The organism is Chryseobacterium sp. B21-037, from assembly GCF_028570785.1.
Lineage (GTDB): Bacteria > Bacteroidota > Bacteroidia > Flavobacteriales > Weeksellaceae > Chryseobacterium > Chryseobacterium proteolyticum.
This window is the reverse complement of record NZ_JALGCB010000001.1, coordinates 3,437,019-3,449,379: the sequence shown is the minus strand read 5'-3', so window position 1 is coordinate 3,449,379 and position 12,361 is coordinate 3,437,019. Positions and strand designations below refer to the sequence as shown.

General features: G+C 35.6%; 14 protein-coding genes. 7 read left to right on the top strand and 7 right to left on the bottom strand.

Going from position 1 to position 12,361, the window contains the following annotated elements; genetic code table 11:
- Nucleotides 1-16 precede the first annotated feature (16 nt).
- The gene (locus MTQ00_RS15305) at nucleotides 17-367 is read right to left on the bottom strand and encodes a hypothetical protein (protein WP_273650177.1); all 351 of its coding nucleotides are present in this window, start codon (nucleotides 365-367) and stop codon (nucleotides 17-19) included.
- Nucleotides 368-854: 487 nt separating this feature from the next.
- Here MTQ00_RS15305 and MTQ00_RS15300 point away from each other — a divergent pair, with 487 nt between their 5' ends.
- Nucleotides 855-1,901, top strand: coding sequence for a PA0069 family radical SAM protein (locus MTQ00_RS15300; protein ID WP_273650176.1), 1,047 nt, complete (start codon nucleotides 855-857; stop codon nucleotides 1,899-1,901).
- Nucleotides 1,902-1,954: 53 nt separating this feature from the next.
- On the opposite strand, the gene MTQ00_RS15295 is transcribed toward MTQ00_RS15300, so the two are convergent.
- Both MTQ00_RS15295 and MTQ00_RS15290 read right to left on the bottom strand, forming a co-directional pair.
- Nucleotides 1,955-2,110, bottom strand: coding sequence for a hypothetical protein (locus tag MTQ00_RS15295; protein ID WP_172281461.1), 156 nt, complete (start codon nucleotides 2,108-2,110; stop codon nucleotides 1,955-1,957).
- 75 nt (nucleotides 2,111-2,185) lie between these two features.
- The gene (locus MTQ00_RS15290) at nucleotides 2,186-3,136 is read right to left on the bottom strand and encodes an isopenicillin N synthase family dioxygenase (RefSeq protein WP_273650175.1); all 951 of its coding nucleotides are present in this window, start codon (nucleotides 3,134-3,136) and stop codon (nucleotides 2,186-2,188) included.
- A gap of 86 nt (nucleotides 3,137-3,222) precedes the next feature.
- On the opposite strand from MTQ00_RS15290, the gene menD reads away from it, so the two are divergent.
- Nucleotides 3,223-4,899: a 2-succinyl-5-enolpyruvyl-6-hydroxy-3-cyclohexene-1-carboxylic-acid synthase gene (gene menD / locus MTQ00_RS15285; RefSeq protein WP_273651068.1), complete on the top strand. Its 1,677-nt coding sequence runs from the start codon at nucleotides 3,223-3,225 to the stop codon at nucleotides 4,897-4,899.
- Here the strand turns inward: menD and MTQ00_RS15280 are convergent.
- Nucleotides 4,896-5,522 carry an aminotransferase class IV gene (locus MTQ00_RS15280; RefSeq protein WP_273650174.1) on the bottom strand — a complete coding sequence of 209 codons (627 nt, stop codon included), beginning with the start codon at nucleotides 5,520-5,522 and terminating at the stop codon, nucleotides 4,896-4,898. The genes menD and MTQ00_RS15280 overlap by 4 nt on opposite strands.
- Entirely contained in the window at nucleotides 5,506-6,483 is a 978-nt protein-coding gene (locus tag MTQ00_RS15275) for an aminodeoxychorismate synthase component I (RefSeq protein WP_273650173.1), read from the bottom strand. The genes MTQ00_RS15280 and MTQ00_RS15275 overlap by 17 nt, the downstream gene beginning before the upstream one ends.
- A 48-nt stretch (nucleotides 6,484-6,531) precedes the next feature.
- Here MTQ00_RS15275 and MTQ00_RS15270 point away from each other — a divergent pair, with 48 nt between their 5' ends.
- The 5 genes from MTQ00_RS15270 to MTQ00_RS15250 all read left to right on the top strand — a co-directional run bounded on the left by MTQ00_RS15270 (nucleotide 6,532) and on the right by MTQ00_RS15250 (nucleotide 9,903).
- Nucleotides 6,532-7,254: a hypothetical protein gene (locus MTQ00_RS15270; RefSeq protein WP_273650172.1), complete on the top strand. Its 723-nt coding sequence runs from the start codon at nucleotides 6,532-6,534 to the stop codon at nucleotides 7,252-7,254.
- Nucleotides 7,255-7,325: 71 nt separating this feature from the next.
- On the top strand, nucleotides 7,326-8,060 hold the full coding sequence (locus MTQ00_RS15265) for a beta-carotene 15,15'-monooxygenase (protein WP_172281452.1): 735 nt from the start codon (nucleotides 7,326-7,328) through the stop codon (nucleotides 8,058-8,060).
- A 3-nt stretch (nucleotides 8,061-8,063) separates the two neighbouring features.
- The gene (locus MTQ00_RS15260) at nucleotides 8,064-9,149 is read left to right on the top strand and encodes an AI-2E family transporter (RefSeq protein ID WP_172281451.1); all 1,086 of its coding nucleotides are present in this window, start codon (nucleotides 8,064-8,066) and stop codon (nucleotides 9,147-9,149) included.
- 19 nt (nucleotides 9,150-9,168) lie between these two features.
- Complete coding sequence (locus MTQ00_RS15255) at nucleotides 9,169-9,414, top strand: DUF3820 family protein (RefSeq protein ID WP_172282414.1); 246 nt, start codon at nucleotides 9,169-9,171, stop codon at nucleotides 9,412-9,414.
- 9 nt (nucleotides 9,415-9,423) lie between these two features.
- A complete protein-coding gene (locus MTQ00_RS15250) occupies nucleotides 9,424-9,903 on the top strand; it encodes a cupin domain-containing protein (RefSeq protein WP_273650171.1) in 480 nt (159 codons plus the stop codon).
- 30 nt (nucleotides 9,904-9,933) lie between these two features.
- Here the strand turns inward: MTQ00_RS15250 and MTQ00_RS15245 are convergent, their stop codons facing one another.
- Both MTQ00_RS15245 and uvrB read right to left on the bottom strand, forming a co-directional pair.
- Nucleotides 9,934-10,314 (bottom strand): hypothetical protein, encoded by a 381-nt coding sequence (locus tag MTQ00_RS15245; protein WP_273650170.1) that lies wholly within the window; start codon nucleotides 10,312-10,314, stop codon nucleotides 9,934-9,936.
- A gap of 5 nt (nucleotides 10,315-10,319) precedes the next feature.
- On the bottom strand, nucleotides 10,320-12,311 hold the full coding sequence (uvrB, locus tag MTQ00_RS15240; RefSeq protein WP_172281446.1) for an excinuclease ABC subunit UvrB: 1,992 nt from the start codon (nucleotides 12,309-12,311) through the stop codon (nucleotides 10,320-10,322).
- Between the last annotated feature and the right edge of the window lie 50 nt (nucleotides 12,312-12,361).

Sequence of the window (12,361 nt, the reverse complement as noted above, 5' to 3'; positions counted from 1 at the left end):
GCTTGATCAATTTATTTTAGAAGTTGAATTCGTCACTTTCCTGAACCGGAATGTCTCTTAAGAATTCATCAAATTTTTCTCCGGGATAATTGCTGTCGGCACCATAAGAATCTATGATCATTCCGATATTTCCTGCTGTATCTTTAACTACATATAAAACTGCATTGTCATCAGGAGCACTATCTCCTTCAAAACGGTAAGTTTTTAAGATGGTGAGATCAGACGGCTGGTATTTTTTTTCTGAATTTTCAAACTTCATCTCGCTCGATTCGTTCATTCTGAATTCCCTTTGTATACCTCTTTCTGACAAGGTCTTCATTACCTGGCTTAATGTGGTCATTCTGTCGATGTTTTCTGAATTATCCATAATTATACTTTTAAACGTTAGTACAATAATTAAACCATTAATTCAATCATTTTGTAGCCTGGATAAAATATTCTTCGTCTGAAATGATTTTTTAATGTTAACAAAATTTATAATTGAATAAAATGGAAAAGGTACATTTTTTGTTGTAGTGAAAGTATTAAATCGAATAGAATATGAAAAAGGAAATTGGAGTTTTATTGGCAGGAGGTGTAGGACTTTTGGCAGTATTAAGTTTCTTAGGAATAAAAAGATTTTAAATAAAAAAGATAAAAAATACAGTGATTATTATTCAGATTATCACAGACACTTTGATGGAAAGGATCATGAAGATGAATATCATGGTGTCGAATTTTATGCAATGAAGTAGTAAAACAATATATCTAATTATGTTAAAACCGGCGCCTGTAAAGGGGTCGGTTTTTTTGTGGAAAACTTTAGTGTTAAAACTCATTACTTTTTGATCAAAGCCATCTAATTTTACATCAGGATGCAGAACGAAAATATCATAAAAGGTCAGGGAGCTCAGCGAAATGTAATCAATCGTTTCGACAGGTATACCTTTGAGCCTGAGGATGAAGATTTCGAAACAATAAAAACATCTTTCACTGAAGTTTTTCCCAAGACAATTGTTAATCAGGTGAAAAGTGAAGATCTTCCAATGGAATATTCAATGAATCCTTATCAGGGATGTGAGCATGGATGTGCGTATTGCTTTGCGCGGCCCACTCATGAATATTGGGGATATAGCGCAGGAATTGATTTTGAACGGAAGATCATGGTAAAGAAAAATGCTCCACAATTGCTGGAAAAATTTTTCCAAAAAAGAGGATATCAGGCAGCTCCGATTTTACTTTCGGGCAATACTGACTGTTATCAACCTGCTGAAAGACAATTTGAGATTACAAGACAGCTTCTGAAAGTTTGTCTCGATTACAGACATCCTGTCAATGTTTTAACAAAAAATGCATTGGTGTTACGTGATCTCGATCTCTTGCAACCTATGGCAGAACAAAACCTGGTTTCTGTCTCTCTGAGTATTCCAACCATTAATGAAGAATTGCGGCGAAAGATGGAACCGAGGACCAGTTCCGCGAATAATAAATTAAAGGCAATAGAAGTTCTGTCGCAGCATAAGATCCCTGTTAATGTGATGGTGGCCCCAATTATTCCGGGACTCAATAGTGACGAACCATTACATATTTTAAAAACAATTTCTGAAGCAGGGGCGCAAAGCTTTGGTTATACCCTGGTAAGGCTGAATGATACGGTAGAGCCTGTTTTTGTGAGATGGATAGAAGCCAGTTTTCCTGACAGGGCACAAAAGGTCCTTAATCTTATACGTTCCATGAGGGGCGGAAAATTGGGAGATAAAAGGTATTTTGAAAGGCAAAAAGGAGAGGGGAATATCGCTGAGATGATCCATAATACTTTTAAAATTGGCAGGAAAAAGTATTTTGATGGAAAAGAATTTCCTAAACTATCTACAAAAAACTTCACCGGAACAAAAGAGCAGCAACTGAGGCTATTTGAATAGAAAAACAAAACCGCTCCGTAAATGGAGCGGTTTTTTATGACTTTTAATTTCAATTACATTGAATCAACAGGACACTTGAAATCATCACTGCAGGTTGCACAGATAACAACTCCGTTACAGTAATACATGCAGAATTCTTCTACAGGTTTGATCCCGGCTCCTGAAATTGCTTTTAATTGGCTGTTGTTTAGTTTTTTTAAGTTTTTCATATTGTTTTAATTAAAAATTTGACACTAAAGTAAATATATAATTAAAATTTGAAATGAAAAAATTAAAAATATAGATTATTTTTTAATTAATCCGAGCTCGATCAGTCTTTCATGTAAGAATTCTCCGGCAGTCGTATCTTCGTACAATTTCGGATTGTTTTCATCTATACAATTTTCAAGACAATTCAAAGACATCCCACTTACCGGATGCATAAAAAAAGGAATTGAGTATCTTGAAGTTCCCCACAATTCTCTTGGTGGATTTACCACTCTGTGAATAGTAGATTTTAATTTGTTGTTTGTATGCCTTGAAAGCATATCTCCTACATTGATCATCAGTTCATCCGGTTCCGCAATGGCATCAATCCAATCGCCATCGTGGTTTTGTACCTGAAGTCCCTTCCCCTGAGAACCCATCAGAAGGGTGATCAGGTTGATGTCACCATGAGCAGCAGCTCTTACAGCATCATCCGGTTCCTGGGTAATTGGTGGATAGTGGATAGGTCGTAAAATAGAGTTTCCTTCTGCTATTTTATCATCAAAATAAAATTCATCCAGACCAAGATATAATGCCAAAGCTCTCAGAACATATTTTCCTGTTTTTTCAAGCATCTGGTATGTTTCTTTACCTACTTTGTTGAATTCCGGAAGTTCTTCAACGATAACATTGTCCGGATACTCCGTTTTGTATTTGGAATCATCAGACACATATTGCCCGAAATGCCAAAATTCTTTTAAGTCTCCTTTTTTGAAACCTTTCGCGGTTTCTTTACCAAATCCTACATAACCTCTTTGTCCTCCGATACCAGGAATTTCATACTTCTGTTTTGTTTCCGTAGGAAGATCAAAAAAGTTTTTTACCTCTCCATAAAGATTGCCTACCAACTGGTCATCAAGGAAGTGCCCTTTTAGAGCAACAAAACCAATTTCTTCGTAAGCTTTTCCGATTTCATTTACAAATTTCTGTTTGCGTTCCGGGTTGTCCGAAAGGAAATCACGCAGGTCTACACTAGGTATTTTATCCATTTTTAGAAATTTAACGTGGCGCTAAATTACGTCTTTTTTAAATTAAATGATTTTACAATTAAGTATTTATGAACTACATTTGTGATATGAAAAAATATTCTTCTAAGAGAAGCATTCAGATATTGGCAAATCTTCTCCAGCAGTACGGGATTTCAGATGTTGTTATTTCTCCCGGATCGAGAAATGCACCCCTTGCAATTCATTTTTCAGAGATTGATCATTTTAACTGTTTTAGCATTGTAGATGAAAGAAGTGCTGCCTTTGTTGCACTTGGGATGGCTAAAAGCGAAAAAAAGCCGGTGGCCATTACCTGTACCAGTGGTTCTGCAACAGTTAATTATTATCCTGCTGTAACGGAAGCGTTTTATCAGAATGTCCCCCTGTTGGTGTTAACTGCTGACAGACCAGTGGATTTCGTAGATATTTTTGATGGACAGACGATCCGTCAGAATAATATTTTTCATCAGCATTCCTATGGAGACTTCCAGCTTTTAGAGGATAAAGAAGAAAATGCAGAGGATATCAATTTTGAAATGATTAAAAAGGCGATTGAGCTTTGTTTTGAAAAACAAGGTCCTGTGCACATCAATATTCCTCTTGAAGAACCTTTATATGAATTGGTTTCTGAACTTCCTACTTTTCCAACCGTGGAAAAAACGATTAAAAAGAAAGAATATGAAATTCCTTCGAATCTTGTAGCGGATTGGAATACTTCACAACGTATCATGATCCTGGTGGGGACAAAGGATTATATTCCTGAGCTTGAAAATCAGCTGTCACAATTGGTTAAAAACCACACAGCGGTTGTTTTGAGTGAGGCGAATTCAAATGTATACCATGAAAAATTCTTTAGATTTATAGACCGTTATATCTTTAATTTTACTGAAGAAGATTATAAAAAATATGCACCGGATTTATTGATCACGGTAGGGCAGAACGTAGTTTCCAAAAAAGTGAAACAATTTTTAAGAAAAGCCCGCCCAAAGCAGCATTGGCATCTTGATGAAGTCTGGCAGCCGGATACTTATTTTTCTTTAACAGAGAAAATAGAGGTAAAACCGGAAGTATTCTTTTCTAAGTTATTGAAGTTTATTAATCTTGAGCCAAGGCCATATTATAACCTTTGGGATGTTCTTAGAGATAAGAAAGATGCTAAACACGAGAAGTTCTTAAACCTTGTTGAGTTTTCGGATTTTTATTTCTTTAACAAGGCTTCACAAACCGTACCGGAGAACTATAATATCCACTTCAGCAATAGTTCAGGTATCAGATATGCTCAATTATTTGATTTTGGCAGGAGAAAAATGTATTGTAACAGAGGAACAAGCGGAATTGATGGTTCTACTTCAACTGCAATGGGGTTTGCCATTAAAAACTCCAATCCTACTTTATTAATTACAGGAGATTTGAGTTTCTTCTACGATATTAATGGCTTGTGGAATCAATATATCCCGCCTTTTGTAAGGATTATCATCTTTAATAACGGAGAAGGAAATATTTTTAAAATTATTCCGGGACCTGGCAATGCCAATCCTAATACGCTCGATGAGTTTATAGCAACAAAACACCATAAAAATGCTGAACATCTTGCGAAGCATTTTGGGTTTTCTTACACCAAAGTGGAAGATGACAGAACGTTAGACCGGGTTTTAGACAATTTTTTCAAACCCGATACTTTGCCTAAGATTCTGGAAATCAATACCCATGGAACCAACAGTGCAGATGTCCTTAAGGGGTATTTTGAATTTATGAAAGAAAGCTAAAGATCCAGATACTCTTCGTTGCCGGGTAAATTGTTAATCCTGGCAATCGGATAGATAAACATATCATCGAAGTCATTCAAAGCATTGATCAATTGGAAATGGGAAAACTCTTTAATGTTTTGTAAGGTGATTTCCGTTTCCTTTATTTTCTTTTTCTTTAACAGGTTCTGTCTTTGGACACCGTTCAAAAGGTAAGTGGAAGGAGTAAACCATTCTTTACCCTTCATAAATAAAATATTGGAGAACGAAGTGTCGGTGATATGGTTGTTTTTGACAATGATAATTTCCTCGGCTTTAGATTTCATCTTCATTTTTTCAAGTTCCTTACGGTCTTCAAATTTAAATGAATAGTCAAAAGTATTATTTTCTACCAATTGAAAGTCTAATATTTCCGGAATGGCATAAGGAATCATTTGTGTTCTGACTTTCTTGTCCAGATCATAAGCAATTCTTAATTTGAAAAGGCCGTCTTCATCATGGTTGAGGCTTTTGAACAATTTGGAAAGATCTATTGATCCTTCTTTCCCAAAGTGTGCAAAGGTTTCATTCACCCTTTTTTGGTGAAGATCTAACAAAAAAACTTCCTGATCTTCAACTTTAATACTTTCAATAAATTGGAACATAAATTTTGTTTTTCATTTCCTGATATTCATCTTCTAATTTGCTCATATGCGTTATTCCGCCACCACTTTTAAAATATAAAGTGTCGTTTTCCTTTTCAATAAAACGGATCATTACACAACTGTCTACATTTTTACCATCAAACCAGCCGCATACGCCCGTATAATATCCTCTTCCATAGCCTTCGGCATCTAGAATGATTTCCAGTGTCTTTGGTTTTGGAGCACCTAAGATAGAACCTGCAGGAAGCAGAGTTTTCATGATACTTCCAATTTTGCCTTCAAATTCAGGTTTTATATTTCCTACAATTTCAGAACTCATGGCATATAGGTTCTTTTGTTGCGTTTTAATCAGGTCAATATTCTGAAAATGAGTTACTTCTACTTCGTCTGATACCATGCTTAGATCATTTCTTAGCAAATCTACAACCGTATAATGTTCGGCTTTTTCTTTTTTATCATTCTTAAGGATTTCTTTTGCATTTTCAAGAGAGGCATCGATGGTTCCTTTCATTGGATATGTGAAAATTTTACCGTCAATGATCTTTACAAAAGTTTCCGGAGAAAAAAATACGAAAAAATCTTTATAAAAAACTTTATATTTCGCATCGGAGTGAAGAAATATTTCTTCTAGGGATAAATTTGTTTCAATTTGAGTTTTTCTTGTATAATTAATTAGATAAGAGTTTCCTAGACGAATATTTTTCTGAACTTTATCAAATCCTGCTTTAAAGCTCTCTAATGTTTCCGGATAGGACTTCCATTCAATTTTTTTGTCAAGGGTCTTGCTCTTTTTTAGCGTTGAAAATGATTGAAAATCAATCTGTAAACCCGATTTATCAAGTTCGTTTTCTAAGTAGATTTCCACATTTTCACACAAGAAGTCGATGATGAAGAAATAAGGAGTCTTCCGGATAGAAAGCTCATCCATTTCTATAAATTTTTGATGATTCATTGAAAACATTCGACAAAAGTACTTATTGATGTTTACTTTTGCACAAAATATTTTTACATGCAGAACAAATATCCGCAGAAACCGGGAATTGATTTTATACTGAAGCAGGCATTTTTCTATTGGAATAAAACTCTGATTTTTCAACTGATGTTTTCCATTATTTACTTTGCTATATTTTTTACGGGAATGTTTTTCTTCGCTTCCCGGTTTGGAATATGGGAGCAGAGCCAGGAGTTGTCTGAAGCACTTCGTTTGGGTACCAAAGTCTATATGGAAAAAGCGGCCGCGATGAGTGCAACCGAGAACTATCAGAAATTCAGTTATGGAATACTGGGGATCATTGTTTTTCTTTATCCTCTGAACCTTGGATTTTTCCAGATTTTCAGAAAAATGGACCTTAATGAAAAAATAGTGTTGGGGGATCTGTTTGCGGGATATAACGGACTAAATTTCTTTAAATATATCAGTTACTTTTTATTCTGGTTTTTCATTTATCTTTTAACTGCACAAACTATTATCCTTGGTGTTGCGTGGGTATTTGTAACCATTTTTGTTGCTCCGCTTATGTTTTTTGCTGATAAAAGAATTTTTGAAGCAATTACATTGAACTTTAAAGCTTTGAAAATGTACTTTGTAGAAATTGCAGTATGTATTATCGTAGCATTTATTTTTAAATATGCCGGATTTGCTCTGTTTCTGGTGGGAGGACTTTTTACATTTCCTTTTTGGAATGCAATTATATATTCACTATACAAGACTGTTTTTTCAGAAAAAAATTAAATTTTAGCATTGCTTAATGCTTTTTTTATCAAAAAAAATTAAATTTGGTAAAACATTAAAAAAATTAAGCCATGTCTGGATTCGACGAATTTGATCAGCAAGGTTCTGTTCCCAACAGGGATACCGGATCAATTATTTCTCATGCCTTTGAAATGTATAAAGGGGTATTTCTTTATGCTATAGTTGCTATGATAGTATATCTTATCGGGGGATTTATTATTCAGTCTGTAACAGGCTTCAATTCTGCTTCCATGGTGGAAGAGATGAAAAATGCAGGGGATGATATTTCCGCTTTTAGTTATTGGAATGCACCCGGATTTCCCTTATATCTTACTTTATCAGGATTGCTGGGAATTCTTCTGGCTCCGTTATATGTGGGATTGATCTATATTGTAAATAAATACAACACAAAAAATGCAATAGAATTCTCGGATCTATTTATCGGATATCGCCAGAATTTCGTGAATATATTGATATACAGTCTTATATCGGGCGTTATATCCAGTATAGCGATTTCTATATGCTTTTTCCCGTTCTTCTTTGTTTATCCTTTACTGTTGCTAGGGTATCCTATTTTATTATTTGAAAATGCTTCAGCTACAGAAGCTCTGGGGAAATCATTCAATATCGCAAAAGAAAACTACGGAACTTTCCTTGGCACTACTATTGTAGGGTTTTTAATATCATTTGCAGGTATTGTACTTTGCTTTATAGGAGTTATTATTACCGCTCCGTTCATCATGGTGGTAATGTACTCAGCCTATTGTGCTTTCCTGGGGAAACCAAGGCAAATAATGTTCAAATAATATATGAATAAAGAAAAACAAATAAGCGGGGTTGCAATAAAACAGGTTTTCCTGTTGGCTATAATTTTGGTATTGACAGGGCTGATTTGTTTTAATCTTGCACTATTTATTCCTTCCGTATTAGGAGCCATTACAATTTATGTCGTTTGCAGAAAATATAATTTTTACCTCCAGGAAGTAAAAAAATGGAAACCCTGGCTGGCTTCATTTGTACTGATGCTGGCAAGCCTCATTATTCTGATTTTACCCATTTATTTTATTGCGGATCTTTTAATAGATAAGCTCGGGAATGCACAGGCTTATATGGCGAAATTCAATGTGTTTCTTGAGAAAATACATACTTACATTGATAAGAAATTTGGATTTGATATCCTGAGCAAGGAGAATATGGATAAAGTAAAAGGCTCTGTTGGAAAGGTTTCTACCATTGCCTTAAGCGGAACATTTAATACGCTTACGGTAATTATGTCCATGTATTTTATTCTTTATTTCCTTCTGGAAAAGCCCAGATTATTTGAAAAGATACTTACTTCATCGGCTCCTTTAAAAAGAGCTAATGTCTCTTTGATAGGAGAGAAAATGAGAAAACTCATCATAGCTAATGCAATAGGAATTCCTGTTGTAGCTATAGGCCAGGGGGTGGTTGCATTGATTGGTTATTTCGTATTCGGAGCACCAAGCCCTGTTCTTCTTTTTGCATTAACTGCTGCGGGATCTATGATTCCTGTTGTAGGGGCTGCAATTGTGTATATTCCTGTTTGTATTTATATGATAGCCGTGGGGGATACAGGACCGGGCCTTGGATTGGCAGCGTACTGTCTTGTTGTGGTAGGCCTAACAGATAATTTACTTCGTTTTACTTTATTGAAAAAACTGGAAGATATCCATCCGCTGAATACCGTATTCGGAATTATTATGGGGATGAATCTTTTTGGCTTTATGGGTCTTATTTTTGGGCCTATCCTGATTTCTCTTACCCTTCTACTTATTCAGGTATACAGGAATGAATTTTCAGATAACGAAACACATCCCGACCTGCAATTACCGGATAAAGATGATGATGTGGACAATGTGGACTTAATACTATAATATTATAATTGTGGAAGGAATAAATTCGGAAATACTAAAGGAAATTTGTATTGTAAAAATGCCTTTTGGAAAATATGAAGGGACAATACTTGCAGATTTACCGGTAAGTTACCTGGAGTGGTTTAACAGGCAGGGGATGCCCAAAGGAAAATTGGGAATGCAGCTCTCAACCATTTATGAAATAAAACTGAATGGGCTGATGGATTTGCTCACTCCGATCAGGCAGTTGTACGGATCGCCTAAAAATAAGACCTATAAATTTTAAACTATACGTATGGATTCTAAAAAACTGGTGGAAACATTAAAGTTGGAGCCACATCCGGAAGGAGGATATTATAAAGAAACATATAGGAGTGAACAAACATTAACCTTAAAAGAGGGGAGTGTAAGAAACGTAAGTACAGCTATTTATTACATGCTGGAAAATGAAAATAAATCTTCATTTCACCGGATCAAGTCTGATGAACTTTGGTTTTTCCACCAGGGTGAACCTTTGGAAATTGTTTTTATTAAGGACGGAAATTTACAGACCATTATCCTGGGGAATTCAATTGAAAACGGCGAGGTACCACAAGCAAAAATTGATGCAGATACATGGTTTGCGGCAAAAATATCAAGCGGAAAAGGTTACTCATTAGTAAGCTGCACTGTTGCTCCGGGATTTGATTTTTTAGATTTTGAACTAGCAGAAAGAAGTGTATTATTTCAACAATATCCTGATTTAAAAGAAGTTATTGAAGAGTTTACACATTAATGATCGTGTAGGCAAATTCTCATTAACTATTTAGTTGGTTTGATAAATTACAGGAATTAGAAAGAGAACACAACCAATAAAAAAAGCAAAAGTTAATAAATGAATCCTGTAATCATTTATTCTTAAGAAAAGAAACTGATTGACTATTCTTAGAGCCCAAAATCCTGAATTCACGAATAAAAAATATTTACCAAAGTTTGTTTCTAAGATATCTTTATTAAAATAAAGACATATTAACCCTGTGGCAAAGAAAACAAAAATCATCTGGATATTTAAGATTTGCATTATTCCTTTGTTAATCTGAGAAAGTTTTGACAAATCCTTTTTCCAATTAAAAAACGTCCAGAAAAATAAATGAAACCCACCAAGTAATAAAGAATAAATTCCACAAATAATGATGATTGTTTCCATTGTTGTTAGTTTTTCAAACCTGCAATCTCATCACGAAGTTTTGCCGCTTTTATGAAATCAAGATTTTTTGCTGCAGCTTCCATTTCCTTCTGCTTTTGCTCAATTATTTTCTCAATATCTCCGCTTGCATAATTTGCTTTGGTTTCAGCAACTTTCTGTAAAATTTCCTTGTGGGTATATTTTTCATCCGGGAAGTCCTTGCTTCGTCCTACTAGATTTTCAGAGATTTTTTTATTTAAAGCAGTCGGAACCAGGCCATTTTCTTCGTTGTGCTTCATCTGCTTTGATCGGCGATATTCCGTTTCATCTAAAGTAGCCTGCATAGATTTCGTGATTTTATCGGCATACATAATTGCTTTACCATTGACATTCCTTGCGGCTCTTCCGACCGTCTGGATCATTGATCTTCTGCTTCTTAGCATTCCTTCTTTATCTGCATCCAATATGGCTACGAGTGAAACTTCAGGTAAATCCAGTCCTTCCCTTAAAAGGTTAACACCAATTAAAACATCGAAAACTCCCAATCGAAGGTCCTGCATAATCTGGATACGCTCCAATGTTTCAACGTCTGAGTGGATATATCGTGTTCTGATTCCAAATTTTGTAAAATACTTGGTCAGCTCTTCAGCCATTTTTTTGGTTAATGTAGTCACCAGTACTCTTTCGTCTGCTGCAGCGCGCTTATGAATTTCTTCCATCAGGTCATCGATCTGGTTAAGCGAAGGTCTAACTTCTATTACAGGATCTAAAAGCCCGGTAGGACGGATAATTTGTTCAATATAAGCTCCTCCCGTTTTTTCAAGTTCGTAATCTGCAGGCGTAGCAGACACATAGATCACCTGATTCTGCATGCTTTCAAATTCTTCGAATTTCAAGGGCCTGTTATCCATTGCTGCCGGCAGTCTGAAGCCATATTCTACCAGGGCTTCTTTTCTGCTTCTGTCTCCGCCATACATCGCGTGAACCTGAGGAACAGTAACGTGACTTTCATCAATGACCATCAGAAAATCCTTTGGAAAATAATCAATCAGGCAGAAAGGCCGGGAGCCGGGTAATCTACCATCCAGGTATCTTGAATAGTTTTCTATTCCTGAGCAGTAGCCAAGTTCCTTGATCATTTCAAGATCAAGTTCTGTTCTTTCCTGTAGCCTTTTTGCCTCCAGAGGTTTTTCAATTGAGTTGAAGAAGTCTACCTGTTTGACCATATCATCCTGAATGTTTCTTATCGCTCCGTTTAAGGTCTCCTTTGAAGTTACAAATAGGTTGGCCGGATAAATCTGAATTTGTTCAAAATTGGAAGTTACATTTCCGGTAACAGGATCAAAACTTTGGATTTTTTCAATCTCGTCTCCAAAAAACTGGATTCTTATCGCATCATCGGCATAAGCAGGAAAAACATCTATTACATCTCCTTTTACCCTAAAGGTCCCTCTTTGGAATTCGTTCAGGGTTCTTGCGTAAAGAGCACTTACCAAAGAATGAAGAAGAGCTGTTCGGGTCACTTTCTCGCCGATTCCGATAGAGATCAGTGATTTATGAAATTCAGTTGGATTCCCGATACCGTAAATGCACGAAACTGAAGCTACAATGAGAACGTCTCTTCTTCCGGATAATAAGCTTGCCGTTGCGGAAAGACGTAGTTTTTCTACTTCCTCATTAATGCTGAGGTCCTTTTCTATATAAGTTCCGGTAGTGGCAATATAAGCTTCGGGCTGATAATAGTCGTAATAACTCACAAAATATTCTACCGCATTTTCAGGAAAAAACTCTTTAAATTCCATGAATAACTGAGCTGCTAAAGTTTTATTATGAGCTAAAACTAAAGTTGGCCGCTGAACATTATTCACGACATTAGCAATGGTAAATGTTTTTCCGGATCCTGTAACCCCTAATAAGGTTTGATATTTCTCGCCGATTTCAATGCCTTCGGTAAGCTTTTCAATGGCCTGAGGCTGATCGCCGGTAGGTTTATATTCTGAATGAAGATTAAAATTCATACATCAAATTTATAAAAAAAAAGAGTCCTTTTCAGGACTCTCATAATTAT

Coding starts and splice junctions, on each gene's coding strand:
- menD (WP_273651068.1), top strand. CDS start 3,223: ATGAAAAAATATTCTTCTAAGAGAAGCATTCAGATATTGGCAAATCTT.
- MTQ00_RS15275 (WP_273650173.1), bottom strand. CDS start 6,483: ATGTTTTCAATGAATCATCAAAAATTTATAGAAATGGATGAGCTTTCT.
- MTQ00_RS15295 (WP_172281461.1), bottom strand. CDS start 2,110: ATGAAAAACTTAAAAAAACTAAACAACAGCCAATTAAAAGCAATTTCA.
- MTQ00_RS15305 (WP_273650177.1), bottom strand. CDS start 367: ATGGATAATTCAGAAAACATCGACAGAATGACCACATTAAGCCAGGTA.
- MTQ00_RS15250 (WP_273650171.1), top strand. CDS start 9,424: ATGGATTCTAAAAAACTGGTGGAAACATTAAAGTTGGAGCCACATCCG.
- uvrB (WP_172281446.1), bottom strand. CDS start 12,311: ATGAATTTTAATCTTCATTCAGAATATAAACCTACCGGCGATCAGCCT.
- MTQ00_RS15270 (WP_273650172.1), top strand. CDS start 6,532: ATGCAGAACAAATATCCGCAGAAACCGGGAATTGATTTTATACTGAAG.
- MTQ00_RS15290 (WP_273650175.1), bottom strand. CDS start 3,136: ATGGATAAAATACCTAGTGTAGACCTGCGTGATTTCCTTTCGGACAAC.
- MTQ00_RS15265 (WP_172281452.1), top strand. CDS start 7,326: ATGTCTGGATTCGACGAATTTGATCAGCAAGGTTCTGTTCCCAACAGG.
- MTQ00_RS15280 (WP_273650174.1), bottom strand. CDS start 5,522: ATGTTCCAATTTATTGAAAGTATTAAAGTTGAAGATCAGGAAGTTTTT.
- MTQ00_RS15300 (WP_273650176.1), top strand. CDS start 855: ATGCAGAACGAAAATATCATAAAAGGTCAGGGAGCTCAGCGAAATGTA.
- MTQ00_RS15245 (WP_273650170.1), bottom strand. CDS start 10,314: ATGGAAACAATCATCATTATTTGTGGAATTTATTCTTTATTACTTGGT.
- MTQ00_RS15260 (WP_172281451.1), top strand. CDS start 8,064: ATGAATAAAGAAAAACAAATAAGCGGGGTTGCAATAAAACAGGTTTTC.